A 26079-nucleotide genomic window follows, 5' to 3' on the forward strand; every position below is an offset into this window, starting at 1 on the left:
CTGCTCGGCGGCGGCGATCCGGCCCGGATCCACTCCGCCGCCGCGGATTTCTCGGCCGGGCTGTGACCGCTACGCTCCCCCGGTGGCGATCACCAGGAAAGACCTCCTCGGTTACATCGAGCGGGACCTCGATGCCGATCTCGCGCGCTGGTTCGCCGACCGGCCGCGCGCCGTCGTCGACGAAGCGGAGGTGCGGCCGGTCGAACCGTTCCTGGCCCGGCTCGCGCCGGACGACGCCGCCGCGCTGGCCGCCTACGACCGGCGGGTGCGGGCGGGCGGGCTGCCCGACATCCTCGACATCGCCGACTGGTCCTACGGCTTCGACTTCGCGGCCGACGACTGCGGCGTACTGGACAGCGACTACAGCACCGAGGTGCCGTCGGACGAGGTCTACACCGTCGGCGCGGACGGCGGCGGCAACTACTACACCGTGCTCACCGACGGCCAGGTGGCAGTCTGGTTCCACGAGGAGGGGGTGCTGGAGGGCGGCACCCGCTTCGACGACCTCGACACCTTCGTCTGGTCGCTGGTCCGCTACCACGCGGTCCGTGCGGGGGTGCTCGATCCGGCAGAGGTCATCGCCGACTTCCAGGCGCTCGGCCAGGACGGCGCGGTGGCTCCGGAGGTCGGGCTGCTCGCCTCCATGCGGCCGCGCCAGGGCGCCGGTTCGAGGATCACCCCGAGCTGTGGTGCGCCGTCCTCACCGGCGGCGACCGCGTCTTCTCGGCCGGCGCCGACCTTGCCGCCGGACCCGGTGAGCCGACCCCGCGCGGCGGGATCGGCACCAGGGAGCGCGGCACACCGCTGATCGCCGCGGTCGAGGGCTTCGCACTCGGCGGCGGGCTCGGGGTGTCGATCGCCGGCAGTCGGGCGTGGCGACGCTCGCGGTGAAGACGAAGCGGCGCAGCCCGGCCGCCGCGGCCACCTCGAGCACGGTGCGCAGCGACTCCGGGTCGGCGACAGGGGTCGATGTCAGCGGAAGAGCCGGGGCACCGCCGCTTCCAGCTGGTCGGCGACCTCCGGGTAGGGGGCCCCGCCGATGCCGGCGCGCATGATGCCGCCGGTGTAGAGCAGCTCCAGCAGGAAGACGATCTGCGCGTCGCCGTCGGCGCCGACCGCGGCGGCGATCAGGCGGTGGATGTGCCTGCCGATCTCGGTGCGCAGCAGCTCGACGTCCGGGTCGGAGCTGTGCAGGGCGGCGGAGACGGCGTGCCCGAAGGCGGGTTCGTCGGCGGCGACGAGGGCCAGGTAGCGCAGCACTCCGACCACCCGGACCGCGACGTCCGGGGAGTCCGCTCCCTCGGGGCCGCCCGCGGTGAGCCGGCGCCAGTAGACCTCGGCGATGAGGTGCTCGCGAGAGGAGAAGTAGGTGTAGGCGGTCGCCCGCGCCACCCCGGCCTCGGCGGCGACCATGGGCAGCGTGAGGTCCGGGTAGCGCACGGTGCGCAGCGTCGCGATGGCGGCGCTCGCCAGCCGCTGCACGGTCTCGGCCCGCTTGCCGGAGAGGCGGCGGCGGGCCGATTCGGCCGGAGCGGGATCGGACACGCTGTCGAACGCTACAGCGGCGGGTCGGCCGCCGTTTCCGTCGGGTGGGCGAGGCGGCGCAGGATCGCAGCGGTGACCTCAGCGGGCACCTCCTCGGGGAGCCAGTGGCCCCGGCCGTCGAGGACGACCACGTCGAGTCCGCCGGGTACGTGCTCCCCGCACAGCTCGACGCCGGTGCGGGCGACCGCGATGTCCTCGGTGCCCCAGATCAGGGTCGCAGGCACGGTCACCGGCGGAACCGCCGCCCAGTCGCCGCCGATGGCGCGGTACCAGTTCAGCCCGGATTTCATGGCCTCCGGCTGCAACATCCGCGCGATGTGCCGGTCGGCGACCTCTTCCGGCACCGCCGCCCCGAAGCCGAGCCGCAGCCCGGCTGCTCCGTCGGCGGCGAGCACGTCCTCGGAGCCGGGCGCGATCAGGAACTCCATATAGCTCGACTTCTCCCGCTGCGCCGGATCGTCCGCGATCGCCGCGGCGAAGGCGGCGGGGTGCGGCACGGAGAGCGCGGTCACCGAGGTCACCCGCCCGGGGTGCTGAGCGGCGACCGCCCAGGCGACGACGGCACCCCAGTCGTGCCCGACCAGGTGGACGGCAGGGAGCCCGATGGCGTCGCAGAGCGCGACCACGTCGGCGACCAGCTCGCGCAGCCGATACGCCTCGACCCCGTCCGGGCGCGCACCCGGCGAGTAGCCGCGCTGATTCAGCGCCCAGCTGCGCACCCCGTGCCCGGCCAGCGCGTCACCGACCGCGTCCCACGAGGCCGAACTCTGCGGAAACCCGTGCAGCAGCACCGCCGCGTGCTCCCCGTCGGCGGCACGCACGTCGACCTCGAACTCCAGCCCGCGCAGCCGCACCCGCTCCGTCGTCACCATCGGCACAGGATAACCGAATGGATGGACATTAGTATGGACAACTGTCCACAAAATTCCGGAGGTTGTTCCATTCGGGGTGGTCGCCGAAATCAGGAGACAGGAATGATGGCCGGGCCAGTGCTGGTCGGCGCCGGGCGCGGCCGGCAGCCGGCCATCCTGGTGCGGATCCCGGGCACCGCGGAGTTCCGCGAGGACCCGCTGCCACCCTCGTACCCGGCGTGGGCGTCGCGGTCACGCCGGCGCCGGGGCGGGAGCCCGACACCGAGCAGGTGCGCGAGCCGGGCCGGCGCACGCTGCCGAGTACGAGGTGCTCTTCGACCAGAGCCCGCTGCCGCGCAACGCCACCGGAAAGCTGCTCGAGCGCGAGCTCCGGCGGCGCTCCGCGGCGCGCTGATCAGATCCGGAAGCGCCCGGCGAAGCTGCGCAGCGGCAGGTCCGCGCTGGTGATGATGCCGGGCCGGGCCGCGACCACCGAGCGGATGGCGTTCAGCGCGGGCAACCCGGTGACCGTCATCCCGATCTTGGCGAAGGAGGCCGGGTCGGAGAGGTCGACGCCGGGCTTCGGGAAGATCATGTGCTTGCTGTAGATGCTCGGGTCGCCGGTGACCTGGGTGATGTAGCAGCCCTTGATGTCCAAGGACGGGTCGGTGTGCGGGGTCATCTGCCACTCCAGGTGCGACTCCACCCGCGGCACGCCGTCCACCAGCCCCTGGTACTTGATGTAGCTGCCGCCGAGCGAGCCCTTCGGCAGCCGGTACCAGCCCAGGTCGACGTCCTCGGTGCAGACGCCGAGATCGTAGGAGAAGGTCACCTCGTCGAGCTCCAGGTCGAAGGCGTCGGCCATGAGGTACACCGAATCGGCGAAGACCGCGGTGTACCTGTACAGCGAATCCGGGATGGACGGGTCGTCGGCGGGCAGGCCGTACCCCACCGCCTTCCAGGTGTCCACCGAGTGGTGGCAGGAGACGTCGACCGATTCGGTGACCGTCACGTTCTCGATCTCGGCGACGTCGGCGCTGTGCACGATGCCGAGGATCTGACAGAGCCCCGGGTTCATGCCGGTGCCGTAGAAGGTGGAGCCGCCGCGCTCACAGGCGGCCTGGATGACCTCGCTGGCCTTCCGTCCGGAGGGGTGCGGGTGGTTCCGGTCGCGGTGGAAGCCGGTGATCCAGTCGGCGGTGGTCACCACGTCGATGCCTGCCTCCAGCACCCGGACGTAGAGCTCCTCGTCCGGGAAGACGCCGTGGAAGGTGAGCACATCGGGTTCCGCGGCGACGATCTCCTCGACCGTGCCGGTGGCGAGCACCCCGATCGGGCCGATGCCGACGATCTCACCCGCGTCCCGGCCGACCTTCTCCGGCGAATAGCAGTGCAGCCCGACCAATTCCAGGTCGGGGTGCTCCCGGATGCGCCCGATCAGCTCGGTGCCGAGATTGCCGGTCGCGACCTGGAAGACCCGGACCCGGTCGGTGCTGCTCATGGCTGGCCTTTCGAAGGGGATGCGGCGGGGTAGAACTGCTGCGCCCACGCGCGCAGCGCGGTGAAACCCGCGTACTCCTTGCGCGAGAGCGCGGGCGGGTCGGAGTAGCGCTGGTGCGCCCAGATGTGCACGTCGGCGGCGAACTGCTCGATCACGAAGTCCGCCATGGTCTTTCCGTAGCGGGAGAGCTCCGGGCGGTCGTCCCCGGGCTTGCGGCCGATCCAGACGGTGAAGCGGACGTCGGAGGTCGATTCGTCCACCGGGGTGACCGCGGGCATGGTGCGGTTGTCCACCATGCCCCAGCTCTTGGTGATCGAGCAGCCGAGCCCGGCATTGACGGATTCGACCCCGCTGTTCGCGTCGGCCGCGGCGGCGCCGGGGTCGAAGTCGATGGTGAAGTCGACGTAGGAGACCGGGCCGGAGAAATCGTGCCTGGTGAATTCCGGGACGAACGGCGTCTTGTGCACGAACTTGAAGTGCGCGAAGTCGACGCCGTTCTCCATGATGTACTGCGGGTGCAGCTCCAGCCCCTGCCGGAAGAGGGTGGCGCCGGGCACCGGCGGGTAGTAGTCGGCGGCGGTCTTGCCGTCGCCGAACGCGGTGAAGATGTCCGGGACCTCGAAATGCGGTGCGCGGCCCTCGGTGTCGTACCAGATCCAGACCGCCTCGTTGCGCTCGACGACCGGGTAGCTGCGGATCCGGCGCCCCTTGTTCGGGTGGCTCTCGTAGGGGATGCAGACATTGCGGCCCTCGCGGCTCCACTCCCAGCCGTGGAACGGGCACACCAGGTTCTCGCCCTCGACGTGGCCGCCGTACCCGAGGTGCGCGCCGAGGTGCTCGCAGTAGGCGTCGAAGACGGCGACCCGCCCGGACGTCGAGCGCCAGGCGACCAGCTCGCGGCCGAAGTACTTCATCGTGTGCACCGCGCCGACCGCGATCTCGGCGCACCAGGCGACCTGGAACCAGCCCGTCGGCTCCATCGACAGGGGTGGCTTCGCCATCTCGTCCTCCGCGTCCTCGGTGGCTGTCGTGCTCCGATCGTAGAAACCTCTGCGAAATTATTCAAGAGGGGTCTGCGAAACCCGATTTCGCAGGTCACACCGGCCATTTCGGAACATGACCGAAACGGCGACGGCGGGGCGACGCGCCGACCCGCGCGGCCTCCGTTGCGGGGAGAGCAAGCCGGAGGCGGCGATCAGCTCGCTGGGCAGCGGTGCTGCGGCACACCGATCAGCGCGGCGGCCTCCCGGCCGGGCCGGAGCCGGGCGGTGCGCTCCGCGAGCGGGTGGCCGCCATGAGCAACGCGCTCCGCACCGGGCTGCGCAGGCCGCAGTCGCAGGCCATCGAGACGCTTTGCTCCCCCGCGACCATGCCGAGCTCGAGCGCAGCTACCCGCTGACCGCCGCCGAGCCGGTCTCCTGGAAGCCGAACCGGGAGCGCCGCCCGCCAGAACGCCTTCGCCGACCTCGGGCTCGACCCGATCCGGGTGCGCCGCGTGGCCGCGCTCATCCCGGCCGCCATGCGCGGCATCGCCTCCTCGCGCACGCTCGGCACCTACGGCGACCCGGACGATGCCCGCGGGGCGCCGGTCGTCGCGTACCCGGAGCGGTGAGGTGGCCTCAGACCGGCTCGGTGAGCAGCTGCCGGAATCGGCTGCCGTGGAAGATGAGCGGCTCCGCGCCGTCCTCGGTGGCGATCCGCTCGATCCGGACCAGCGCGACCTCGTGGTCACCCGCGGGCACCACCGTCTCCAGCGTGCCCTCGATCCAGGCGGCGGAGCCGTCGACGAAGACCGCACCCGCCTCGCCGCGGTGCACGGTGACGCCCTGGAAGCGGTCACCGGCGCGGGTGCCGAGGCTGCGGGCGGCGGCGCGCTGCTCGGTGCCGAGCAGGCTCAGGCCGAGCTTGCCCGAGCTGCGCAGCACCGGCCAGGTGGCCGAGCCGAGCTGGACGCAGAACGAGACGAGCGGCGGGTCGAGCGAGACCGGGACGAAGCTGCTCACCGCCAATCCCACCGGGGCGCCATCGATTTCGGCGCAGACCGCGACCACGCCACTGGGGAAGGCCCCGAAGGCGCGGCGCAGGCCGTCCGCGTCGGCCGGGGCACGGAACTGCTGCTGCATAGCCCAAATCTAACATCTGATATATCAGAAGCCAACCCATCGAGCGAAACGGACGCCCGGTCCGCTCCGCTCCGAGCACGCGAGCGATAATCGGCGTGATCATCTCGCGCAGGAAGGGCAGGGCCGTGCCGGAGAGCCTCCACGAAGCTGTGCCGCCGCGCACCCCCGTCATCGTCGGCGTCGGTCAGGCCGCGGAGCGGCTCGGCGCCGATGGATACCGCGCGCTCTCCGCCGCCGACCTCGCCGCCGAGGCGGTGCGCGCGGCGCTCACCGACGCCACCCTGCCCGCGGCGAGCATCGACACCATCGCCGCGGTGCGCGCCTTCGACGTGGCCAGCCCGTACGCGGTGGCCGCGCTCGGCGCCCCGGACAACGTGCCGCGCGCCGTCGCCGCCAGGGTCGGCGCCGACCCGGCGCGCGCCATTCTCGGACCGACCGGCGGGCAGAGCCCGCAGCAGCTGCTCACCGAGCTGTGCCGGGAGCTCGCGGCGGGCCGCGGCGAGACCGCGCTGGTCTTCGGCGCGGAGACCATCTCCACCGTGCGGCACCTGGCCGGGCTCCCCCGCGACCAGCACCCCGACTACTCCGAGCGGCACGCGGGCAGCCTGGAGGACCGCGGCTACCGGATCACCGGCCTCACCGCGGCCTACTCCGCGCAGCACGGGCTGGTGGAGCCCACCGTCGTCTACTCGGCCATGGAGAATGCCAGGCGCACCCGGCTCGGGGCCTCCCGGGCGGCGTACGCCCGCGCCATCGGCGAGCTCTTCGCCCCCTTCACCGCGGTCGCCGCGGCCAATCCGTACTCGGCCGCCCCGGTCGAGCGGGACGCCGCCGAGCTGGTCACCGTCGACGCGCGCAACCGCGCGATCACCGACGTCTACACCCGCTTCGTGGTGGCGCGGGACCAGGTGAACCAGGCCGCGGCGGTGCTGGTCACCACCACCGAGCACGCCGACCGGCTCGGCATCCCGGCGGAGCGGCGGGTGTACCTGCACGGCTGGGCGGAGCTGTCCGAGCGCGGGCTGCTGGAGCGCCCGGAGCTGGACCGCAGCCCGGCCGCGGTGGCGGCGGTGCGGCACGCGCTCGACACGGCCGGGATCGGGCTGGACGACGTGGCCGCGCTCGACCTCTACAGCTGCTTCCCGATCGCGGTCTTCAACCTCTGCGACGGGCTCGGGCTCGCCCCGGACGACCCGCGCGGGCTCACCGTCACCGGCGGGCTGCCCTTCTTCGGCGGCGCGGGCAACAACTACAGCGCGCACGGCATCGCCGAGATCGTCACCAGGGTGCGCCGCACCCCCGGCGGGTACGGGCTGGTCGCGGCGAACGGCGGCGTGCTCAGCAAGCACTCGGTCGGCGTCTACTCCACCACACCCGCACCCTTCCCGGAGGGCAGCACGGCCGCGCTCCAGGCCGAGCTGGACGCCGTCCCCGCCGTGCCGGTGGCGCACCGCGCCGACGGCTGGGGCACCGTCGAATCCTGGGTGGCGAGCTACGGCAGGGACGGCAGCCCGCGCGGCATCGTGATCGGCAGGCTGGACGACGGCCGCCGCTTCCTCGCCAACACCGCCGACGCGGCCGCCACCGCCCTGCTCACCGATGCCGACCAGCCCGCCGGAGCGCGGGTGTACGTGCGCGCCACCGATGCGGGCAATCGCGCCACCCTGACCCGCCCCGAGCCGAAACCGGCCGCGCCGCCGCGCGATTCGGCCCACCTCACGGTCACCGCCGCCGGGCACGTGCTGGAGATCGCGCTGCACCGGCCGGAGCTGGACGCCGAGGTGCTGCGCGACCTCGAGCACGCGCTCGCGGAGTACCAGCGCGACCCCGAGCTGTGGGTTGCCATCGTCACCGGGGGCGAGAACTTCGCGCACGGCGTCGATCCCGCCGCCGCGGGCTCGCCGCTGCTCCTGCTGCTGCAGTCGCACCGGGTGTGGACCGGCCGCCCCGCGGCGCACGGCGCCAAACCGGTCGTCGCCGCCGTCACCGGCCGCGCCGACGGCGCCGGGCTCGCGCTCGCCCTCGCCTGCGACCTGGTGGTCGCCGACGAGACGGCGAGCTTCGCCGTGCCCGACCCCGCGGTGGGGCTCCCGCCCGCACTCGGCGTGCTCGAGGCGCTGCCGCGGCTGGCGGGCCCCGCGCTCGCCCGCGACCTGATCCTCACCGGCCGCCGCCTCACCGCCCCCGAGGCGCTGGCCGCCGGGCTGATCGCGCGCACCGCCCCGCACGGCAAGGCGCTCGACGCCGCCCGCGAGGTGGCCGCCGACATCGTCGCCCGCTCCCCCGTCGCGCTGCGCGCCGCGCTCACCTTCCTGCGCGACGCCGGCGAGTACCCCGGTGAGACCGATCGGCACGCCGCCGCGCTCGCCGACGTGGTCCTCGCCGCGCACGACCCGTCCGAGGGGTTCGCGGCGTACCGCCAAGGGCGCCAGCCGAACTGGCGTCTCGAATGAGCCCGACACTCCGGCGTGACCGGAATCGGGCGGGAACGACCATCGACGGTCTACGGTTCGGATCGACTCCGGAATGAAAGGAACCAGATATCGTGGCGGAGGTTTCCACCAGTCCGGCGGACCGGCTCGGGTTCGAAGCGGGCCAGGTCGTCCTGGAGATCGGGTACGACGAGGACGTCGATGACGACCTGCGCCAGGCGATCGAATCCCGGATCGGGCAGGAACTGGTCGACGAGGACTACGAGGAACTCGCCGACGGAGTCGTGCTCTGGTACCGCGACGACGACGGCGACCTGACCGACATCCTGGTCGACGCCAACGGCTCGCTCGGCAGCGGCGGCACCCTGTGGCTGCTCACCCCCAAGACCGGGCGCGAGGGCTACGTCCAGCCGAGCGATATCGCCGACGCCGCGCACACGGCGGGCCTGGCCCAGACCAGCTCGGCGACGGTCGCGCCGGAGTGGTCCGGGGCCAAGCTGGTCGCCCCGAAGCGCTAGGACGCCTCGACCGGCCGCGGGTGCGGGTCCGCGCCGCCGAGGTGCTCCGCGAGGTGCGCGGTGAGCTCGGCGGCATCGGCTCCGGAGCCGTCGATGTAGGTGGAGCGCCTGCGCCGCAGGACCGGCAGCCCGGTGACGTAGAGCCCGGGCCAGTCCACCACGCCGCCGTGGTGCCGCAGCCGCCCGCGCGGGTCGAAGGCGGGCACCTCCAGCCAGGAGTGGTCCGGCTCGATGCCGGTCGCCCACACCACCGAGCGGATCTCGCCGCTCGTCAGGTCGAGCAGCAGCGGGGAGTCCGGGACCCTGGTCGGGTCGGGGCGCTCGCCGGCGCCGCCCGCGTGCGCGTCGATGCTGTCCAGCAGGCGGTTCAGCTTCAGGTCGGCCAGCGTCACCACATTGCGCAGCGAGCCGGAGAACTGCGCCCGGCCGTCCCTGATCCCGGCCAGCTTGCCGACCAGCCTGATGCCCTGCTCCTGCAGCGCGTTGAAGTCGACCGTGCGGCCGCCGCCGACCAGCTGGAACGAGGCCAGGTTGCGGGCGCGCACGATGTCGTCGATGCGGTCCCAGCGCTCGTCGAGCAGCCCGATCTCGTCCAGCCACCAGAGGATGTCACGGTCCCGGTAGCGGCGCGGCACCCGGACGTGCTCGCCGGTGGCGAGCGTGACCGGGCGGCCGGAGCGGTGGATCTCCTCGGCGATCTGCACGCCGCTGGCGGCGCCGCCGACCACGAGCACGCCGCCGTCGGGCAGCTGCCCGGGGTTCCGGTAGTCCAGTGCGGCAAGCGATTCGATGCCGTCCGGCAGCGCGGCGGCGAGCGCGGGCACCGGGGAGACCGTGGCGCCGGCGGCGAGCACGACGCTGCGCGCCCGCCAGTCGCCCCGGTCGGTGGCGACGGTGAAGCCGTCGTCGGTGGCGCGCACCGCGGTGACCGTGGTCTCGGTCCGCACCGGGGCGGTCGAGGCCGCCGCGTAGCCGGTGACGAAGTCCGCCACCTCGGCGGCGCTCAGGTAGCCGTCGGGGTCGTCGCCGTCGTAGGCGTGGCCGGGCAGCCGGGTCATCCAGTTGGGCGTGAGCAGACGCAGCGAATCCCAGCGCTGGGTGCGCCAGGAGTGCGCCACCCGGCCGCGCTCGAGGACCACGTGGTCGATCGAGCGGGCGGCCAGGTGGCGGCTGATCGCCAGGCCGTTGTGTCCGGCCCCGACCACGACGGCGGTCGTGGCGGGCATCAGGACCCGTTGACCTTGACCTCGACGTTGGTCGGGTTGGTCAGCGCGTCGTAGACCGCGGAGCGCTTCTGCGACTGCGCGACCAGCGCCTGGATGTCGGCGGGCGAGGCATCGGCGTCGATGTCGTAGTCGACGGTGATGTTCGAGAAGCCGTTGCGCACCTCGGGGTCGGCGCCCAGGATGCCGTGCAGGTCGAAGTCGGCGCGCACGGTGGCGACCACCGAGTTCAGCTTGATCTGCCGCTGCTGCGCGACCGAGGCGATGCCCGCTGTCAGGCAGGAGCCCAGCGCGACCAGCACGTACTCGGCCGGGGTGATGCCGTTGTCCTCGGCGGCGAACTGCGGCGGGTGGTCGGCGTCGAAGGTGAACTTCTTGGTGTGCGCCTGCTCGCCGCCGAGGCCGTAGAAGGTCTCCACCTCGGTCCGGCTGTGCGTGCCGCGCACCCAGCTCACCGTCGAGCGCCACTCGAATTCGGCGATCTCCGGGCTGTCGGCCAGCGCGGCACGCGCGCCGAGCAGGTGTTCGACGTTGACGCCGTTGTCGACGGCGGGGGCGGTTCCGGTCATGGACGATACCTCCTGAATCGTGCGGACTAGCGAACGGTCTTGCGGGCGGTGATCTGGCCGGTGTCGAAGCCGAGCAGGTGCAGCCCACCGTGGAAGCGGGCGTGCTCGATCTTCAGGCAGCGGTCCATCACGACGGTCAGGCCGCGGGTTTCGGCGTCGCGGGCGGCGTCCTCGTTCCAGATGCCGAGCTGCACCCAGAGCACCGGCGCCGGGGTCAGCGCGGCGACGTCGTCGACCACGGACGGCATATCGCTCGCCTTCCGGAAAACGCAGACGACATCCGGGGTTTCCGGCAGGTCGGCGAGCGAGCCGAAGATCTCGTGGCCGAGCACGCCGCGCCCGGCCGCGTTCGGGTTGATGAAGTACACCGTGTAGTCGGTGGACTGCACCAGGTAGGTGCCGACGAAGTAGCTCGCCCGCGCCGGGTTCGTGGAGAACCCGACCACCGCGATGCTCTTCGCCCGGCGCAGGATGCGCAGCCGCTCCTTGGCCGACGGCCCCAGCCAGGTGCGCGCGCTGTGCAGCTGCTTGGCCCGCGGCGAATCCGCGGGCAGCGAGAGCGTCAGACCGTTCACCGTATGCGTCTCGACGACGTCACTCATGCCGCCACCTCCTTCGCCGCGGCATGCAGTGCCTGGTCCAGGTCGTGCAGGACATCGTCCACATCTTCGAGCCCGACGCTGATCCGGACCAGCCCCGGCGCCACCCCGGCCTCGACCAGCTGCTGCTCGGTGAGCTGCGCGTGCGTGGTCGTGGCCGGATGGATCACCAGCGTCTTGGTATCCCCGATATTGGCCAGATGGCTTGCCAGGTCCAGGGTTTCGATGAAGGTGCGGCCCGCCTCGCGGCCACCCTTCACGCCGAAGCCGAAGACGCTGCCCGGCCCGAGCGGCAGGTACTTGGCGGCGCGCTGGTGGTGCGGGTGCCCGGGCAGCCCGGCCCAGTTCACGAAGTCGACGCGCGGGTCGGCGTCCAGCCACTCGGCCACCGCGCGGGCATTGTCCACGTGGTTCTGCATGCGCAGCGGCAGCGTCTCCACGCCGAGCGCGAGCTGCCAGGCGGCCTGCGGCCCGAGCGACGGCCCGATGTCGCGCAGCTGCTCGGCGCGCAGCCGGGTGAGGAAGGCGTACTCGCCGAAGTTGCCGTTCCAGGTGAGCCCGCCGTAGTGCGGCACCACCGCGTCGAAGAGCGGGAAGCGCGGATTGTGCCAGTCGAACCGGCCGGACTCGACGACGATGCCGCCGAGCGTGGTGCCGTGCCCGCCGAGGAACTTGGTGGCCGAGTGGATCACGATGTCGGCGCCCCACTCCAGCGGCCGGTTCAGGTACGGCGTCGGAATGGTGGAGTCGACGATCAGCGGCACCCCGGCCGCGTGCGCCACGTCGGCCAGCGCCTCGAGGTCGGCGATGCCGCCGGACGGGTTCGCCACCGTCTCGACGAAGATCAGCTTGGTCCGGTCGGTGATCGCGGCGGCATAGGCCGCGGCATCGTCCGAGGCGACGAAGGTGGTGTCGACGCCGAAGCGGCGCAGCGTGTTGTCCAACTGGGTCAGCGTGCCGCCGTACAGCTGCGCGCCCGCCACGATGTGGTCGCCCGCGCCTGCCAGCGCGGCGAAGGTGATGAACTCCGCGCCCATTCCGCTCGCGGTGGCGACGGCGCCGAGCCCGCCCTCCAGGCTCGCGATCCGCTCCTCGAAGCCGGCGACCGTCGGGTTCGCCAGCCGGGAGTAGACATTGCCGTACTTCTGCAGGGCGAACCGGGCGGCCGCGTCGGCGGTGTCGTCGAAGACGAAGGCCGCCGACTGGTAGATCGGCAGCGCCCGCGCACCGCTCACCGCGTCCGGGATGTTCCCCGCGTGAATCGCCCTGGTCCGGAAACCGTATTCCCGATCAGCCATGGACCGCGACCCCGCAGCAGCCCGCGGCGTTCCGCTCAGCCAAGCCGCACCTCGAGCGGCACCGAGTTGCGCAGGGTGTGCCCGACCGGCGAGCTGGCCTGCACCTTGGCGTGCAGCTCGGCGATCTGCTCCGGGGTGGCGTCGGCATCGACGGTCACCGTCGCGGTGATGGAGTCGAAGCCGGCGTGGCCGTCGGCGAGCCCGAGGAAGACGTGCAGATCGAGGTCGCCCTTCAGATCGATCCGCACATCCCTGAGCTCGATGCCCGCCACCGTCGCATTGGCCGCGTACCCGACAGCCAGGCAGTTGCCGAGCGCCCCGAGCAGCTGCTCCACCGGGTTCGCGGCGGTGTCGCCGCCGCCGAGCGCGGCGGGTTCGTCGGAGGGGGCGGGCGCGAACTGCCGCACCTTCGACTCGGAGGCGAACGCGCCCTTCCATGCCACATGCGCGGCCCAGGTGGTCTGCGCCTTCGCCGGATCCTCCTGAACGGCCCGGACGAGACCGCTCACGGCCTCGATGTCGACGTTGTTGAGGACGGTACTCGCGGTCATCATCCACTCCCTCGGTAGCCAAGCCGTTGCGGTACTTCGCAGTGTCCCGAGGTCGGGCCGGGGATTGAACCCATTGACGCAGACTGAGCGAAACCTTGACGCGGCCGCGCCGTCTCGTGTGTCGGGGTGATGTCCCGGCTGAGCGAGACCGCGGGCGGGGTGCGCTGGGGCGGCGCGAGCAGGCCGGGCACGCACACCGACGACGAGCCCGCGCGCGGTGCTCTCCGGGGTGCTCGGCTACGACGCCGCCCGGCTCGCCGCGCTGCGCGACGAGGGCACCATCGCCTGACGGTCGGCGACGAGCCGCAGACTTCCGCTCGGCTCAGCCGAGTAGCCGGGTGTTCAGCTCCGCGAGGTAGTCGCGGCCGTAGCGGCCGTTCTCCAGCGTCTCGACCAGCGCCGGCGGCAGGTCGGGGGTGACCTGGGCCGAGCGGGCGGCGGCGGCGAGCGCGATGGTCGCCACGGTGTCGACGTCGCCGGTGAAGGCGACGCAGCGGCGCAGCAGCTCGCTCGCGGAGGTGCTGCCCGCGAGCGCGGTGAGTGCGGCGGCCACGCTCATCCGCCCCTTGCTGCCGACCTTGCCGCGCCACGGCCGCGCCCAGTCGCCGGGGACCTGCCCGGCGATCCAGGCGCCGATCTCCGGCAGCGGGCCGAGGTCGTTGTGGGTGTAGTACACGGCCAGCGCCGCGGCCTGCGCGGCGGCGATGCCGTCGGGGGTGTCGTGCGTGACGGCGGCCTGCACGCGGGCGTGGTGCAGCACGTCGGCGACGGTGGGCAGCAGCCCGATCGGCGCGGCGCGCATGGCCGCGCCGCTCTTGTCGCTCTCCGGGCGGATCCGGCGCAGGAAGTCGGCGCCGTCGGCGACGGTGAGCAGGAAGTCGTGGAAGCGGCCCGCGTACCCCTCGCGCGGATCACGCGCGAAGGCGGCGACGAACCGGTCCGCGAGGTTCGCCGGGGTCCACGGGTCGCCGGCGACCATGAGTTCGGCGACGGCCAGCGTCATCTGGGTGTCGTCGGTGTAGGCGCCGGGGCGGATCCCGAGGTGCGTCGGGTGCTGCACATAGCCGCGCAGCGTGTTGTGCGCGGTGACGAACTCCGGCGGGGCGTACTCGAACCCGGCGCCGTACGCGTCCCCCACCGCCAGCTCGATCAGCACCGGATCATGGTGGCAGGCAGCCGGTTATCCGTCGACCGGTTTTCCCGGCACGTGCAGGGCGAGCAGGGCGGTGTCGTCGGTGACGCCCGCGCCGAGCGATTCGAGCAGCCCGACGAGCTCGGCCACCAGCGCGGTCGCGCCGATCGGCGCGCGCGCGGCCGCGAAGTCGAGCAGCGCCTCCTCGCCGAAGAGGCCGGTGCCGGTGCGGGCCTCGATCAGCCCGTCGGTGTAGAGCAGCAGCGTGTCGCCGGGGTGCAGGGTCACCCGCGCGGTGCCGACCTCGGCGTCCGGGAGCAGCCCGACCAGCTGGCCGCCGTGCGTGCGGAGGTACTCGGCGGCGCCGGAGGCGCGCAGCAGCAGCGCGGGCGGGTGGCCGCCGGCCGCGAGCGTGACCTCCGCGCGGCCGTCGCGCAGCACGAGGCCGCCGTAGAGCACCGTGCAGAACCGCGGGTCGCCGGGCTGGTGCGAGTCGAGCAGCACCCGGTTCAGCTTGGTCAGCACCGAGCCGGGGTCCGGGTCGTAGACCGCGGCGGCGCGCAGCGCGTACCTGACCCGTGAGGTCAGCGTGGCGGCGAGCGCGCCCTTGCCGCAGACGTCACCGAGGAAGAAGCCCCAGCGCGCATCGGCCAGTGGGAAGAGGTCGTAGAAATCGCCGCCGACCTCGTCCAGCGAGGCGATGTGGTAGTGCGCGGCCACGTCGAGCCCAGGCACCGGCTCCAGCGCCGACGGCAGCAGGGTGCGCTGCAGGATGGCGTTCAGCCGCTGCAGCCGCTCGCGCTCCTGCTCGGCGGCGCGCCGGGCGCGCAGCAGCTCGGCCTCGTAGGCGCGGCGGGAGCTGGCGTCGAAGAGCGTGGTGCGGATGAGCAGCGGCGCGCCGTCCGCGCCGGACTTGATCACCGAGGTGGCCAGCACCGGCAGCCGCGTGCCGTCCGCCGCGACCAGCTCCAGCGCGATGCCGCTGACCTCGCCGCGCATCCGGAGCAGCGGCGCGACGTGCGTCTCGTGGTAGAGCCGCCCACCGACCGTGAGCAGGTCACCGAAGGCGCGCTTGCCGACCAGCTCGGTGCCGCTGTAGCCGAGCCAGCCGAGCAGGGTGGTGTTGATCTTGGCGATCTGGCCGTCGAGCAGGGTGGAGAGGTAGCCACAGGGCGCGTTCTCGTACAGGTCCTCGGCGCTGTCCTCCAGCAGGGCGGAGAACTCGCCAGAGCCGCCGTGCTCGTCCCCGCCGACCGAGTCGGCGGTGCGGGTCACGGGTGCTCGGTCCCGGTACTCATCAGCGCAGCCGGTCAGGCCGGGGCCGGACACGGGAGACGGGTTCAGTCCCGCCGCTCTTCCGGATTGTCCGGATCCTGGTTCGGCGGAACGGAGTAGCCGGTCACCTCGACCTCCGGGTTGTCCGGCGCGGGCTGCTCGGTGGGGTCGGCGTCCAGTGGGGTGTTCTCCGGTGTGCTCACCGCGCCGTACTACCCCGGATTCCGCTCCGTACTCCTCGGTACGGCGTGCAGTGTCACATCACACAGTGCGCCCGCGCGGATCTCGGCGGTCAGGTAGGTGTGCTCGGGCTGCCGCCTGCGGTCGGTGGGCGAGCCGGGGTTGAGCAGCCGCAGGCCGGTGCCGGTGGTGCTGTCCCAGGGGATGTGGCTGTGGCCGAAGATCAGCACGTCGGTGTCGGGGAAGGCGCGGGCGCAGCGGTTCTCGCGGCCGGTGGCGGCGCCGGTCTCGTGCACGACGGCCAGGCGCAGGCCGTCCAGTTCCGCTCTGGCGATCTCCGGGAGCCGGGCCCGCAGCTCGGGGCCGTCGTTGTTGCCGTACACCGCGATCAGCCTGGCGCTGCGCGCCGCGAGCTCGTCCAGCAGCGCGGCCTCGACCCAGTCGCCCGCGTGCACGACCACGTCGGCCGCCTCGACCGCGCGCCAGAGCACCGGCGGCAGGCCCCTGGCCCGCCGGGGAACGTGCGTGTCGGCCATCGCGAGCAGGCGCATGACCGAACCGTAGCGAACGCCGCGGCCGGCTCCGGCAGGGGCGCGCCCGGGCGAGCGGGGCGGGCGGTGGCACGTCGGTGCCGAGCGGGCCCGAGGCCGGAGGCGAGCAAGTCCGGCAGCCGCGAAGGGGGCGCCGCGGGGCTAGTCCGGAGCCCGGCGGTCGGGCGGGCCGCCCGGACCGAGCAGCAGGTCGTCGAGGTGGCGGCGCAGCGGCACGCCGACCCCGAAGCCGGCGGTGGCGACGGCGCAGAGCCGCCGCGCCACCTCGGTGACCGCGAGCCCGGTCTCGTCCGCCCGCCACTCCAGGATCCCGGCCGCCCGGCCCGCGTCGATCCGGTAGACCAGCATCAGCATGCCCACCGCCTGCTCGACCACGCCGCGCCCGCGCGCGTACACCGGCAGTGCCTCGTCGATCGCGGCCCGCTGCTCGGCGGCGAGCAGCTCGGTGAGGTCGACGGTGTAGCCATCGGCACCCAGGACGGAGCCGTCGGCACCGCGCAGGCCGGCACCGACGACGACGACCGTGCGCTCCCCGTCGGGCAGCCGCAGCCGCAGGCAGAATCGGCGGCCACTGCGCAGTGCGGCGGTCAGCACGGCCCGGTCGTCGGGGTGCACCGCTTCGGGGCTCGGGCACCCGCCGGAGCGGTGGCCGAAGCGCAGGGCGCGGGGGGCATCGGGGCGCGTCATGCGGTCGGCCGTCTCCGGCTCACCGCCGCCATCGGTTCGGTGCTCATCTCGTTTCCACTATCGGGCGGGGCACCGACATGTTGCGGTGTCGCCTGCCACAGCCGTCAGCGCGCGGAGCGGTAGAGCCGCCGCACCACGTCCTCGATCTCCGGCTCCTCGATGGTCAGGTCGCGCACCTCGGCGCGCGCGGAGACGGCGGTGAGCAGCTGCGCCGCGGTGGTCTCCTCGGCGTCGAAGGCGAGCCGCTGGCGCATGCCGCCCGCCTCGCAGGCGAGCAGGGTGGCGCCGGGGATGTCGGTGAGGTCGGGGGTGGGGGCGGTGAGATCGACCACGAGCACCCGGCGCGCGCCGACGGTCGCGGCGAGCCCGGTGAGCGAGCCGTCGTAGGCGAGCCTGCCGCGGTCGACGACGAGCACCCGCTCGCAGAGCCGTTCGATGTCGCCCATGTCGTGCGTGGTGAGCAGCAGCGTGGTGCCGCGCTCGGCCCGCTCGGCGCGCAGGAACTCGCGCAGCCGCTGCTTGGAGAGCACGTCGAGGCCGATGGTCGGCTCGTCCAGGATGATCAGCTCCGGGGAGTGCAGCAGCGCGGCGGCCACCTCGGCGCGCATCCGCTCCCCCAGCGAGAGCTGGCGCACCGGCGTCGCCAGCGTGTCCGCCATCTCCAGCTGCTCGACCAGGGTGTGCGTGCGCTTGCGCGCGGCGTCCGGATCGAGCCGGTGCACGGCGGCCAGGATCGAGAACGACTCGCGCAGCGGCAGATCCCACCAGAGCTGGGAGCGCTGCCCGAACACCACCCCGATCCGGCTCGCCAGCTGCCGCCTGCGACGCACCGGCTCCAGGCCGCAGGTGCGCACGGTGCCCGAGGTCGGCACCAGGATGCCGGTGAGCATCTTGATGGTGGTGGACTTGCCCGCCCCGTTGGCCCCGATGTAGCCGACCGCGGCGCCGCGCTCGACCCGGAAGTTCATGGCGTGCACCGCGGTCAGCGTCTCGCGGCCGCGCAGCCTGCCGCGGCGCAGCACGAACTGCCTGGTCAGGTCCCTGGTTTCGATGATCGGGGTGTCCATTCAGCCGCCGCCTCCCTGGTAGTGCCGAGTTCCGGCGCGCCACAGCGCCAACCCGAGCAGCCAGGCCCAGAGCGCGGCCACCGGAGTCAGCCAGCCCAGCCAGGAGGGCAGCAGCGCGGGGCCGGGCTCGCCGAGCAGCGCGAGGGTGGGCAGGTACGCGGTGAAGGCCACCGGGATCGCGAACCCGAACAGCAGCTTCAGCCCGGTCGGGAAGATCGAGGCGGGCAGGGTCGCGGCATAGGAGCCGCCGTAGGTGAAGCTGTTGGTCAGCTCGGCGCCGTCGATCAGGAAGAACTGGCAGCCCGCCGCCGCGACGAAGAGCCCGGCGAACAGCGCGGTCCCGGAGACGACGGCGAGCAGCAGCAGCGCGACCGCGCTCGCCGACCAGTCGATGTCGTTGCGCAGCAGTCCGATCCCGAGCACGGCGAGCGCGACGGTGGCCCTGGCGAAGCGGCGCAGCGAGATGTCGCCGGTGATCAGCTGCAACAGCAGCGGCTGCGGGCGCAGGTGGTAGATGTCGAGTTTGCCGAGCCGGATCAGCGTCGGCAGCGTGTCCAGGTGCCCGAAGAGCACCTGCGCCAGCGCGAAGGCGGTGTTGCTCAGCCCGAACAGCAGCAACGCGGCGTCCAGGTCGAGCCCGCCGAGCACCCGGACGGTGTGGAAGACCACCCAGACCTCGGCGAACTCGGCCAGCCCGACCACGAACGAGCCGAACAGCTCGCTGGCGAAGGAGAGCCGGTACGAGCGCTGCGCCCGCAGCCGCGAACTCAGCACGGCGACGTACGGCCCGCTCCAGTGCCCCGCCGGTGCGGCCTCAGCCACCCTGCACCTCCAGCTTGCGCCTGCCCGCCGCCAGCAGCGCCTGCCCGAGCGCCGCCATCACGAGCGCCCAGAACACCTGCACGCCGACGACCGCGAGCGCCGCGCTGCCGGTGACCCGGCCGGAGAGCACGTCGACCGGCGCCTGCAGCACCGAGGGGAAGGGGGTGGCCGCGGCGATCGCGCCGAGCCAGCCGGGGAAGAGGTGCACCGGGACGAAGAGACCGGCGAGGAAGGAGCCGAGCACCTGGTGCAGCGTCCGCAGCCCGCGGGTCTCCACCACCCAGAAGCCGATCATGGCGGTGACGAAGAGCGCCAGCGACGAAATGGCCGTGCCGAGCAGCACACTCACGATTCCGAGCAGGTACGCGACCGGGGTGTTCGGCAGGTCGAGCCCGCCGTAGACCAGCGCCCCGACCGCGAGGGTCGGCAGGCCGCGCGGCAGCAGGGTGCAGGTGGCCCGGCCGAGGTCGCCGGCGAGGGTGGCGAGCTGGAGGTCGACCGGGCGCAGGAAGTCGACCGCGATGTCGCCGCTGCGCACCCGCTCGCCCAGCTCCAGGCCGGAGTCGGTGAAGAGCACCGCGCCGAGCAGCGCCTGCGAAATCCACACGTAGGCACCGATACTGCCCGCGTCGTACCCGCCGAACGAGCCCGCCGTACCGATCGCCGCCAGCATGACCGCGCCGCGCAGCAGCCCGAACACGCTGTTGGTGAACATGCCCGCGAAGAGCGCCAGCTTGTACTGCCACTGCCTGCGGAAACCGGCTACCGCGAGCCGCAGGTAGACCGTGGCGGCACCGAGGCCGGGCAGCGCGAGCCCAGCCATCGCCCCACCCCTCCCCGACCCGGACACGAAGAGAGCACGTTACCCCCGAAGCCGGGCCGGGAAAAGAGATTTACGCGGCCGACCCAGCGGGCCGCCCGCCGTCGAGGTAGTGGTCGAGGCCGAACCGGCCGGTGCCGATCCCGCGCTCGCCGAGCCGCGGAGCGCATCCGGCGCATGACCGATCCGGCCACCGGACCGGCGAAGACCGCTCCGCCGCGCCCCGCCATCAGTAAGGTGAGCGACGCTCATTTCCGGCCGGCGGGAGACGATGGTGCCGACGAAGACGCCCGCACAGCGGCGACGCCCCACCCAGGACCGGGCCAAGGCGACCAGGGAGCACATCCTGGACACCGCCGCACGGCTCTTCGGCGAGCGCGGGATCGCGGGCACCTCGACGAACCGGATCGCGGCGGAGGCCGGGGTCAGCATCGGCACCGTCTACCGCTACTTCGCCGACCGCTCGGTGCTGGTCGAGGAGTTGCTGGCGCGGCTGCTGGAGTCGGTGGAGAAGCGCTTCACCCAGCGCATGTTCGACCTCTCCGGGAAGGGCGCCACCGAGGTCTGGGTCGACATCCTGAACGTCATCACCGACGAGCTGGTCGCCAATGCCGCGCTGGTGCGCGCGCTGGTGGCGGGCGTGCAGTTCTACAGCAGCGGCATCCCGGAGTTCGAGCCCCGGCTGCGGCTGCTGGTGAAGGTGATGCTCATCCAGCTACTCGGCCCCGGCGACGACCACCGCTACGACGTGATGACGTTCGTGCTGATCAACACCGGATTCGCGGCGGCACTGCGGAGCTCGGCGCTGGAGGTCGACAGCACGGCGCGGCGCGAGGCCATCGATATGACCGGCCGGATGATCGGCGCCTTCCTCGAGTCGGAGGGCGCCGAGCCGCAAAAGTGAGCACTTCCCCATTTTTCGACCGCGCCGATTCCCACGATCACCGCCCCGTCGACCCGTTCCAACTGGTCAGCCCGGGTGCCGGGAGTCCCGCACAGTTATCTGTAAAGCGGAGTAGCAGGTGAGTCGGCGCGGGCCCTACCGTGTTCCACACCACACACGGTCCGCGACGAGGAGGTCACCGGTGACGATCGAGAGCATCGCTCGTCCAGCCCTCGAGCGAGATCCGCAGGTCCTGGCCAGGAAGGTCACCGCGCGGCTGCTGGAGAGCGGAGCGCTCGGCACGGCCGCGGCGAGTGCGGAGACCACCACCGTGGTGCGCATGTGTCTCAAATGGGCCATCCAGAGGCTGGAGGGGCTGCCGTCCCCGGAGCGCACCGACCGGCTGGCGACCGCCGCCGCGGGCTGGGCGCGGGCGGGCGTGCCGATCGCGGCCGTGCTGCACGCGGTGCACGTCGGCTTCGAGTACGGGCTCGACCTGCTGTTCGGCGGGCGGGACTCGGCCGAGCGGTCCGACATCGTCGCGGGCGCCTTCGTCAGCCTGGAGCTGCTGAACGTGATCACCGCGACGGTGAGCAAGGCCTACGTCCGGGAGTGCAGGGCGGCCGCGGTGGAGGACCGGACCGCCGCGCACACCCTGACCTCGATGCTGCTCGGCGGCCACCCGACCTCGGCCATGGCGCGGGCCTGCGGCATCCGGCTGGCCGAGCGCTACGCCGTGCTCGCCGTCGCCATCCCGCCGCACCCGGACGAGAGCAGGCCGCAGCTGGACGGCCGGGTGGTCGCCCGGCGCAAGCTGCGCAGGTTGCAGTCCGGGCTCGCCGACCGCTTCGGCACCGCCGCGCTCTCGCTGCTCTCGGTGGACGGCGGCACCGTGCTGCTCCCCGCCGACCACCCCGCCGCCGCCGAGCTGGACGAGGTGCTGCGCGCGCTGGCCGGGGACGCGCGGGTGCCGCTCACCGCGACGGTGGTCGAATCACGGCCGGACCGGGTCGCCGCCGCGGTGCACGACGCGCACGAGCTGCTCGACATCGTCGAGCAGCTCGGCCGCGGGCCGGGGCTGCACCGCTTCCCCGACCTGGCGCTGCAGTACCAGCTGACCAGGCCCGGGCTCGGCCGGGAGTTGCTCGGCACCCGGCTGCGGCCGCTGCTCGAGCACCCCGACCTGCTGGCGACGCTGCGCATCCACATCGGCAACGACCTGAGCAGGCGGCGCACCGCGGAGCAGATGCACATCCACCCGAACACCCTCGACCACCGGCTGCGCCGGGTCGGCGAGATCACCGGGCTCGACCCGTCGGACCCGCGCCAGCTGTGGTATCTGCGCTCGGCGCTCGTGGTCTGCGCGGGCGGGCGGGGTCAGCGCCCCGCCTGACCGGCCCGCCAGCGCGCGATCGCGCGGCCGATCTCGGTGGCGGGCGGCTCGTCGTAGAGCCACTCCCTGGCCAGCGTGTGCCAGTTGGCGGTGACGCCGAGCTGGCCGAGAAGCGCGAAGGTGAAGAGGTCGGCGCGCCGGGAGAAGACGTGCTCGGGCGGCAGCAGCTGGTGCCGCATGCCGCGGAACTCCGCCGCGCGCGGGTCGATCGCCAGGATCACCGCCCCGGTGGCGATCTCCGGGGTGACGGTGATCGGCTCGTCGACCAGGTGCCAGCCCGCCGCGGCCCAGACGTACTCCAGGCACTCCGCCGCGGTGACCCCGGCCGCCGGGTCGATGATGCCGCGACCGACCCAGGCCGCGTACAGGTCGGCGGCGCGCCGCTCCCCCGCCGCGCGCAGGCAGGAGCGCTCGAAGTCCACGTGCACGGGGTCCATCCGGTCGTAGAGCCCGAAGTCGACGAAGGCCACCCTGCCGTCCTTCGCCAGCAGGACGTTGCCGGGGTGCGGGTCGCCGCAGAACTCGAAGTCGTGGAAGAGCGAGCTGATGTAGAAGCGATAGATCAGCTCGCCGTACCGGTTCCGCTCCGCGGCGGGCAGCGTGCGCAGGTGCTCGAAGGAGTGGCCGTCGACGAGCTCGGTCACCAGCACCCGTGCGGTGCAGTACTCGAGCAACGCGTCCGGGACGAAGACGAACGGGTGGCCGCGGTAGCGGGCGGCCACCCGGTGCTGGGTGCGCGCCTCGCGCGGGTAGTCGAGCTCGTTGCCGATGCTGCGGGCGACCTCGGCGAGTACGTCGGTGTCGGCGGCGCTGGGCAGCGCCGAGCGCCACAGCGCGGAGAAGACCTCGAGGTTGCGCAGATCGGCCCTGATCGCGTCCTCGACCCCTGGGTACTGCACCTTCACCGCGACGGCGCGGCCGTCGAGCAGCCGGGCCCGGTACACCTGACCGATCGAGGCCGCCGCGATCGGCTCCGCGTCGAACTCGGCGAAGACCCGCTCGAGCGGCCCCAGCTCGTCCTCCAGCACCTCCCGCATCCCGGCGAAGGGCACCGCGGGCACCCGGTCGCGCAGCTCGGCGAGCTTGGTCCGGAACAGCTCGCGGTGCGACTCCGGCACCAGCTCCAGGTCGAGCACCGAGAGCATCTGGCCCAGCTTCATGGCCGCGCCCTTCAGCCCGCCGAGCACCGTCACCAGCTGCTGCGCCGCGGCCAGCGCGGACCGTTCGGCGAGCACCCGGCGTGCCTCCTCGGTGCGGCCGATCATGGCCAGCCGCACCCCGGCCCCGCGCACGGCCTGCCCGGCGGCCAGTCTGCCCAGCCTGCCGCCCCGGCCGAGCCGCGTTCGCGGCACCCGATCGGCCACCGCGGTCACCTCCTCGTGTCCGCCGCCCGCGTTCGGGCGTCCCGGTATTCTCCGCAGCCCCGCCCCGCTTGTCGACCGGCACCGACCGGAGCTGCCAGCGCGTTCCTATCCGCCGAGCGAAACATGGCACGCGGGCCGATCCGTGAAACGAACAGCGGGTTCGGCCACCGGTTGACCGCCCGGTCCGGCGGTAACCGGCGGGTTGTCGCCACTCTCTACCCGAGCCCGCCGGGTAGCCACCGGGAAAGCGAGGATCTCGATGACACTCGTCGCAGCTCACGACGCCTCCACCGCGCGCCGCACCCAGCGGGGCACGGACAGCTACGACGGGATCGAGCCGCTGCTCGAGCAGCTCGCCGCCATGGCCGAGGACGACCGGGGCCGCCCGGCGCTGCGCGAGCAGATCCTGCGCCGCTGCCTGCCGCTGGCCGACCACATCGCGCGCCGCTTCACCGGCCGCGGCGAGACCTACGACGACCTGCACCAGAGCGCGTCGATCGGGCTGATCCTGGCGGTCGACCGCTTCGACCCCGCCCGCGGCTCCTCGTTCCTCGCCTTCGCGGTGCCGACCATCATGGGCGAGGTGCGCAGGCACTTCCGCGACCGGACCTGGGCGGTCCGGGTGCCGCGGCGGGTGAAGGAGACCCAGCTCGCCCTCGGGCCGGTCATCGAGCGGCTGTGCCAGAGGGACGGCCGGATGCCGACCGCCATCGAGATCGCCGTGGAGATGAACGTCGACCTGCTCGAGGTCACCCAGGCGCTGATGGCGGGCAATGCCTACCGCACCAACTCGCTGGATGCCTCCGCGGACGACGAGGAGGGCTCGGTCGCCGCGCAGGTCGCCGAGACGCTCGGCGATCTCGACCCCGCGTACGACATCACCGACGACGCGCTCGCCGTCGCGCCGCTGCTGCGCGACCTCTCCGAGCGCGACCGGCGCATCCTGCACCTGCGCTTCTTCGAGAACTGCACGCAGTCCCAGATCGCCAGGGAGCTCGGCGTCTCGCAGATGCACATCTCCCGCATCCTCACGCGCACCCTCGCCACCCTGCGCGAGCGCGCGCTGCGGGACTGATCAGGCGCCGGGGTGGCCGGCTGCGCGAGGGCGGGCTGCTCACCGGGACGTCGCTTCCGGAGGTGCCGCCGCGACCGGAACCGGAGCGCGCTCAGTTGAGCTGGGCCTGCGCCCGGCGCAGGTAGGCGGTGTCGCGGCGCTGGTCCTCGGTGTCCGCGTCGCGCAGGGTGCGGCGGCGGTTCTCGCAGGCGACGGCGCGGAGCAGGGTGTCGAGCTGGCGGCGGGTGCGGCCGTGCGGGCAGTGGCCGTCGAGGTCGTGCCAGCGCTGCCAGGGGTGCTGCCACTGCATCGGCGCGACCACGTACTTGACCGGTAGGTCACCGATCGCGGGGCCGGGATGTGTGGGACTCATTCATTCCACCGTAGACCGTCGGGGTGACAGATGATGCCCGACGAGCGCGGATTGAGGTTTGCCGCACTATTGCCCGCTAGCCGGGGCGGCAGCGCCGCGGCGGACTTTCGCCGACGCCTTCACCGGGCTCGGCTGGCAGGTGCCGCGCATGCCGGCCGAGCTGCCCGCGTTCAGCCGGGGCCGGGTCGCGCTGGTCGGCGACGCCGGGTACGGCCATGCCCTCGGCGGCTTCGGCACCGGCCTCGCCGTCGTCGGCGCCGCCGTGCACGCCGGCGAACTGGCCGCCGCCGACGGTGACCACGCGATCGCCTGCTGCGTGACGGGTTCCTCCGCCCCCGCGCGACTACCCGGCCGCGCTCACCTCCCGCTGATCCGCGTCGCGGCGCAGCAGCGACCTGAGCTCGGCGGCGACCATGGCGGGCTCCTCCTCGGCGACGAAGTGCCCGCAGGAGACGGTGCGGTGGTGCAGGTCCGGCGCCCAGGCGCGCCAGAGCGCGGCGGCGTCGTAGCCGAGCTGGGCGCCCCAGTCCTGCTGCAGCACGGTGACCGGCATGGCGAGCGTTCGACCCGCGGCCAGGTCGGCGCGGTCGTGCTCGACGTCGACGGTGGCCGAGGCGCGGTAGTCGGCGACGATCGAGGGGACGGCGGCGCGGCTCGCGGCCAGGTACTCGGCCCTGACCTCGGCGGGCAGCGCCTCCGGGCGGAGTGTCCAGGCGTCGAGGAAGTGGCCGAAGAAGGCGTCGGCGCTCGCCGCGATCATCGCCTCCGGCAGCCCCGCCGGCTGCGCCATCAGGTACAGGTGGAAGCCGACCGCGCCCGCGGTGCCGCGCAGCGCGTCCCACATGTCGAGCGTGGGCAGCACGTCCAGGCAGGCGAGGTGGGTGACGGCGGCCGGGTGGTCCAGCCCGGCGCGGAAGGCGACGAGGGCGCCGCGGTCGTGGCCGGCCAGCGCGAAGCGCGGGTGCCCGAGCTGCTTCGCCAGCTCGACGATGTCCGCGGCCATGGTGCGCTTGGCGTAGCCGGTGCGCGGCTTGTCGCTGGCGCCGTAACCGCGCAGGTCGGGGCAGATCACGGTGTGCTCGGCGACCAGCTCGGCGGCGACGTGCCGCCACATGAGCCTGGTCTGCGGGAAGCCGTGCAGCAGCACGATCGGGCTGCCGGTGCCGCCGACGGCGGCGGCGAGACGCACGCCATCGGCGACCTCGATGTCGTGGTTGGTGAATCCGGGGAAGGTCATGAGGCCACCCTGCGGGGCGCGAATGAGCAAC

28 protein-coding genes and 1 pseudogene are annotated in these 26079 nt (G+C 73.1%); 8 read left to right on the plus strand and 21 right to left on the minus strand.

Annotated features, from left to right (window positions below; genetic code table 11):
- The first annotated feature begins 82 nt into the window (after nt 1–82).
- Nucleotides 83–808 (plus strand): hypothetical protein, encoded by a 726-nt coding sequence (locus tag ACFO0B_RS12165; RefSeq protein WP_378612503.1) that lies wholly within the window; start codon nt 83–85, stop codon nt 806–808.
- 164 nt (nt 809–972) lie between these two features.
- Here ACFO0B_RS12165 and ACFO0B_RS12170 read toward each other — a convergent pair whose 3' ends face one another.
- From ACFO0B_RS12170 to ACFO0B_RS12185, 4 genes are all read right to left on the minus strand, one after another.
- Nucleotides 973–1545, minus strand: a complete 573-nt coding sequence (locus ACFO0B_RS12170) for a TetR/AcrR family transcriptional regulator (RefSeq protein ID WP_378612504.1) — start codon at nt 1543–1545, stop codon at nt 973–975.
- Nucleotides 1546–1556: 11 nt separating this feature from the next.
- Nucleotides 1557–2417 (minus strand): alpha/beta fold hydrolase, encoded by an 861-nt coding sequence (locus ACFO0B_RS12175; protein ID WP_378612505.1) that lies wholly within the window; start codon nt 2415–2417, stop codon nt 1557–1559.
- Nucleotides 2418–2811: 394 nt separating this feature from the next.
- Nucleotides 2812–3897, minus strand: coding sequence for an NAD(P)H-dependent amine dehydrogenase family protein (locus ACFO0B_RS12180; RefSeq protein WP_378612506.1), 1086 nt, complete (start codon nt 3895–3897; stop codon nt 2812–2814).
- Entirely contained in the window at nt 3894–4898 is a 1005-nt protein-coding gene (locus ACFO0B_RS12185) for a Rieske 2Fe-2S domain-containing protein (RefSeq protein WP_378612507.1), read from the minus strand. The genes ACFO0B_RS12180 and ACFO0B_RS12185 overlap by 4 nt, the downstream gene beginning before the upstream one ends.
- Nucleotides 4899–5110: 212 nt before the next feature.
- Here ACFO0B_RS12185 and ACFO0B_RS12190 point away from each other — a divergent pair, with 212 nt between their 5' ends.
- Nucleotides 5111–5296 carry a hypothetical protein gene (locus ACFO0B_RS12190; protein ID WP_378612508.1) on the plus strand — a complete coding sequence of 62 codons (186 nt, stop codon included), beginning with the start codon at nt 5111–5113 and terminating at the stop codon, nt 5294–5296.
- A 220-nt stretch (nt 5297–5516) separates the two neighbouring features.
- Here the strand turns inward: ACFO0B_RS12190 and ACFO0B_RS12195 are convergent, their stop codons facing one another.
- A complete protein-coding gene (locus ACFO0B_RS12195; protein WP_378612509.1) occupies nt 5517–6020 on the minus strand; it encodes a flavin reductase family protein in 504 nt (167 codons plus the stop codon).
- A 125-nt stretch (nt 6021–6145) separates the two neighbouring features.
- Here ACFO0B_RS12195 and ACFO0B_RS12200 point away from each other — a divergent pair, with 125 nt between their 5' ends.
- Nucleotides 6146–8473, plus strand: a complete 2328-nt coding sequence (locus ACFO0B_RS12200; protein ID WP_378612510.1) for an acetyl-CoA acetyltransferase — start codon at nt 6146–6148, stop codon at nt 8471–8473.
- A 92-nt stretch (nt 8474–8565) separates the two neighbouring features.
- A complete protein-coding gene (locus tag ACFO0B_RS12205; RefSeq protein WP_378612511.1) occupies nt 8566–8970 on the plus strand; it encodes a DUF3052 domain-containing protein in 405 nt (134 codons plus the stop codon).
- Here ACFO0B_RS12205 and ACFO0B_RS12210 read toward each other — a convergent pair.
- The 13 genes from ACFO0B_RS12210 to ACFO0B_RS12270 form a co-directional block, all read right to left on the minus strand.
- Nucleotides 8967–10196 carry an NAD(P)-binding domain-containing protein gene (locus tag ACFO0B_RS12210; protein WP_378612512.1) on the minus strand — a complete coding sequence of 410 codons (1230 nt, stop codon included), beginning with the start codon at nt 10194–10196 and terminating at the stop codon, nt 8967–8969. The two genes, ACFO0B_RS12205 and ACFO0B_RS12210, sit on opposite strands and share 4 nt — an antisense overlap.
- Nucleotides 10196–10762, minus strand: coding sequence for an OsmC family protein (locus ACFO0B_RS12215; RefSeq protein ID WP_378612513.1), 567 nt, complete (start codon nt 10760–10762; stop codon nt 10196–10198). The genes ACFO0B_RS12210 and ACFO0B_RS12215 overlap by 1 nt, the downstream gene beginning before the upstream one ends.
- Before the next feature lie 26 nt (nt 10763–10788).
- The gene (locus ACFO0B_RS12220; RefSeq protein WP_378612514.1) at nt 10789–11364 is read right to left on the minus strand and encodes a CoA-binding protein; all 576 of its coding nucleotides are present in this window, start codon (nt 11362–11364) and stop codon (nt 10789–10791) included.
- Nucleotides 11361–12659, minus strand: coding sequence for an O-acetylhomoserine aminocarboxypropyltransferase/cysteine synthase family protein (locus ACFO0B_RS12225; protein WP_378612515.1), 1299 nt, complete (start codon nt 12657–12659; stop codon nt 11361–11363). The genes ACFO0B_RS12220 and ACFO0B_RS12225 overlap by 4 nt, the downstream gene beginning before the upstream one ends.
- A gap of 35 nt (nt 12660–12694) precedes the next feature.
- Complete coding sequence (locus ACFO0B_RS12230; RefSeq protein WP_378612516.1) at nt 12695–13210, minus strand: OsmC family protein; 516 nt, start codon at nt 13208–13210, stop codon at nt 12695–12697.
- Between the two features lie 322 nt (nt 13211–13532).
- Nucleotides 13533–14366: an ADP-ribosylglycohydrolase family protein gene (locus ACFO0B_RS12235; RefSeq protein ID WP_378612517.1), complete on the minus strand. Its 834-nt coding sequence runs from the start codon at nt 14364–14366 to the stop codon at nt 13533–13535.
- Between the two features lie 24 nt (nt 14367–14390).
- Nucleotides 14391–15617 (minus strand): PP2C family protein-serine/threonine phosphatase, encoded by a 1227-nt coding sequence (locus ACFO0B_RS12240; protein WP_378612518.1) that lies wholly within the window; start codon nt 15615–15617, stop codon nt 14391–14393.
- A 65-nt stretch (nt 15618–15682) separates the two neighbouring features.
- Nucleotides 15683–15820: a hypothetical protein gene (locus tag ACFO0B_RS12245; protein ID WP_378612519.1), complete on the minus strand. Its 138-nt coding sequence runs from the start codon at nt 15818–15820 to the stop codon at nt 15683–15685.
- 9 nt (nt 15821–15829) lie between these two features.
- Nucleotides 15830–16348, minus strand: coding sequence for a metallophosphoesterase family protein (locus ACFO0B_RS12250; RefSeq protein WP_378612520.1), 519 nt, complete (start codon nt 16346–16348; stop codon nt 15830–15832).
- A gap of 141 nt (nt 16349–16489) precedes the next feature.
- Nucleotides 16490–17035 (minus strand): ANTAR domain-containing protein, encoded by a 546-nt coding sequence (locus ACFO0B_RS12255; RefSeq protein ID WP_378612521.1) that lies wholly within the window; start codon nt 17033–17035, stop codon nt 16490–16492.
- A gap of 104 nt (nt 17036–17139) precedes the next feature.
- The gene (locus ACFO0B_RS12260; RefSeq protein ID WP_378612522.1) at nt 17140–18102 is read right to left on the minus strand and encodes an ABC transporter ATP-binding protein; all 963 of its coding nucleotides are present in this window, start codon (nt 18100–18102) and stop codon (nt 17140–17142) included.
- Nucleotides 18103–18924, minus strand: a complete 822-nt coding sequence (locus tag ACFO0B_RS12265) for an ABC transporter permease (RefSeq protein WP_378612523.1) — start codon at nt 18922–18924, stop codon at nt 18103–18105. It abuts the gene before it with no gap.
- Nucleotides 18917–19747, minus strand: a complete 831-nt coding sequence (locus ACFO0B_RS12270) for an ABC transporter permease (protein WP_378612524.1) — start codon at nt 19745–19747, stop codon at nt 18917–18919. Before ACFO0B_RS12270 ends, ACFO0B_RS12265 begins: the two co-directional genes overlap by 8 nt.
- 271 nt (nt 19748–20018) lie before the next feature.
- Here ACFO0B_RS12270 and ACFO0B_RS12275 point away from each other — a divergent pair, with 271 nt between their 5' ends.
- Both ACFO0B_RS12275 and ACFO0B_RS12280 read left to right on the plus strand, forming a co-directional pair.
- Nucleotides 20019–20648 carry a TetR/AcrR family transcriptional regulator gene (locus tag ACFO0B_RS12275; protein ID WP_378612525.1) on the plus strand — a complete coding sequence of 210 codons (630 nt, stop codon included), beginning with the start codon at nt 20019–20021 and terminating at the stop codon, nt 20646–20648.
- A gap of 181 nt (nt 20649–20829) precedes the next feature.
- On the plus strand, nt 20830–22020 hold the full coding sequence (locus tag ACFO0B_RS12280; protein ID WP_378612526.1) for a PucR family transcriptional regulator: 1191 nt from the start codon (nt 20830–20832) through the stop codon (nt 22018–22020).
- Here ACFO0B_RS12280 and ACFO0B_RS12285 read toward each other — a convergent pair.
- Nucleotides 22005–23384 (minus strand): ABC1 kinase family protein, encoded by a 1380-nt coding sequence (locus tag ACFO0B_RS12285; RefSeq protein WP_378612527.1) that lies wholly within the window; start codon nt 23382–23384, stop codon nt 22005–22007. The genes ACFO0B_RS12280 and ACFO0B_RS12285 overlap by 16 nt on opposite strands.
- Before the next feature lie 259 nt (nt 23385–23643).
- Here ACFO0B_RS12285 and ACFO0B_RS12290 point away from each other — a divergent pair, with 259 nt between their 5' ends.
- Nucleotides 23644–24459 carry a SigB/SigF/SigG family RNA polymerase sigma factor gene (locus ACFO0B_RS12290; protein ID WP_378612528.1) on the plus strand — a complete coding sequence of 272 codons (816 nt, stop codon included), beginning with the start codon at nt 23644–23646 and terminating at the stop codon, nt 24457–24459.
- Nucleotides 24460–24550: 91 nt separating this feature from the next.
- On the opposite strand, the gene ACFO0B_RS12295 is transcribed toward ACFO0B_RS12290, so the two are convergent.
- Complete coding sequence (locus ACFO0B_RS12295) at nt 24551–24811, minus strand: hypothetical protein (RefSeq protein WP_378612529.1); 261 nt, start codon at nt 24809–24811, stop codon at nt 24551–24553.
- A 112-nt stretch (nt 24812–24923) separates the two neighbouring features.
- On the opposite strand from ACFO0B_RS12295, the pseudogene ACFO0B_RS12300 reads away from it, so the two are divergent.
- Nucleotides 24924–25121: pseudogene (locus tag ACFO0B_RS12300) on the plus strand (FAD-dependent oxidoreductase); the annotation flags it as partial.
- 33 nt (nt 25122–25154) lie between these two features.
- Here ACFO0B_RS12300 and ACFO0B_RS12305 read toward each other — a convergent pair.
- Nucleotides 25155–26048 carry an alpha/beta fold hydrolase gene (locus ACFO0B_RS12305; protein WP_378612530.1) on the minus strand — a complete coding sequence of 298 codons (894 nt, stop codon included), beginning with the start codon at nt 26046–26048 and terminating at the stop codon, nt 25155–25157.
- Nucleotides 26049–26079 lie beyond the last annotated feature (31 nt).

This window comes from Nocardia jiangsuensis, from assembly GCF_042650385.1.
GTDB classification, from domain to species: Bacteria; Actinomycetota; Actinomycetes; order Mycobacteriales; family Mycobacteriaceae; genus Nocardia; species Nocardia jiangsuensis.

Bases quoted from the DNA above. Each gene is read 5' to 3' on its own strand.
- ACFO0B_RS12175 (WP_378612505.1), bottom strand. From the start codon at position 2,417: ATGGTGACGACGGAGCGGGTGCGGCTGCGCGGGCTGGAGTTCGAGGTC.
- ACFO0B_RS12180 (WP_378612506.1), bottom strand. From the start codon at position 3,897: ATGAGCAGCACCGACCGGGTCCGGGTCTTCCAGGTCGCGACCGGCAAT.
- ACFO0B_RS12185 (WP_378612507.1), bottom strand. From the start codon at position 4,898: ATGGCGAAGCCACCCCTGTCGATGGAGCCGACGGGCTGGTTCCAGGTC.
- ACFO0B_RS12195 (WP_378612509.1), bottom strand. From the start codon at position 6,020: ATGCAGCAGCAGTTCCGTGCCCCGGCCGACGCGGACGGCCTGCGCCGC.
- ACFO0B_RS12210 (WP_378612512.1), bottom strand. From the start codon at position 10,196: ATGCCCGCCACGACCGCCGTCGTGGTCGGGGCCGGACACAACGGCCTG.
- ACFO0B_RS12215 (WP_378612513.1), bottom strand. From the start codon at position 10,762: ATGACCGGAACCGCCCCCGCCGTCGACAACGGCGTCAACGTCGAACAC.
- ACFO0B_RS12220 (WP_378612514.1), bottom strand. From the start codon at position 11,364: ATGAGTGACGTCGTCGAGACGCATACGGTGAACGGTCTGACGCTCTCG.
- ACFO0B_RS12225 (WP_378612515.1), bottom strand. From the start codon at position 12,659: ATGGCTGATCGGGAATACGGTTTCCGGACCAGGGCGATTCACGCGGGG.
- ACFO0B_RS12230 (WP_378612516.1), bottom strand. From the start codon at position 13,210: ATGACCGCGAGTACCGTCCTCAACAACGTCGACATCGAGGCCGTGAGC.
- ACFO0B_RS12250 (WP_378612520.1), bottom strand. From the start codon at position 16,348: ATGCGCCTGCTCGCGATGGCCGACACGCACGTTCCCCGGCGGGCCAGG.
- ACFO0B_RS12255 (WP_378612521.1), bottom strand. From the start codon at position 17,035: ATGACGCGCCCCGATGCCCCCCGCGCCCTGCGCTTCGGCCACCGCTCC.
- ACFO0B_RS12260 (WP_378612522.1), bottom strand. From the start codon at position 18,102: ATGGACACCCCGATCATCGAAACCAGGGACCTGACCAGGCAGTTCGTG.
- ACFO0B_RS12270 (WP_378612524.1), bottom strand. From the start codon at position 19,747: ATGGCTGGGCTCGCGCTGCCCGGCCTCGGTGCCGCCACGGTCTACCTG.
- ACFO0B_RS12290 (WP_378612528.1), top strand. From the start codon at position 23,644: ATGACACTCGTCGCAGCTCACGACGCCTCCACCGCGCGCCGCACCCAG.
- ACFO0B_RS12295 (WP_378612529.1), bottom strand. From the start codon at position 24,811: ATGAGTCCCACACATCCCGGCCCCGCGATCGGTGACCTACCGGTCAAG.
- ACFO0B_RS12305 (WP_378612530.1), bottom strand. From the start codon at position 26,048: ATGACCTTCCCCGGATTCACCAACCACGACATCGAGGTCGCCGATGGC.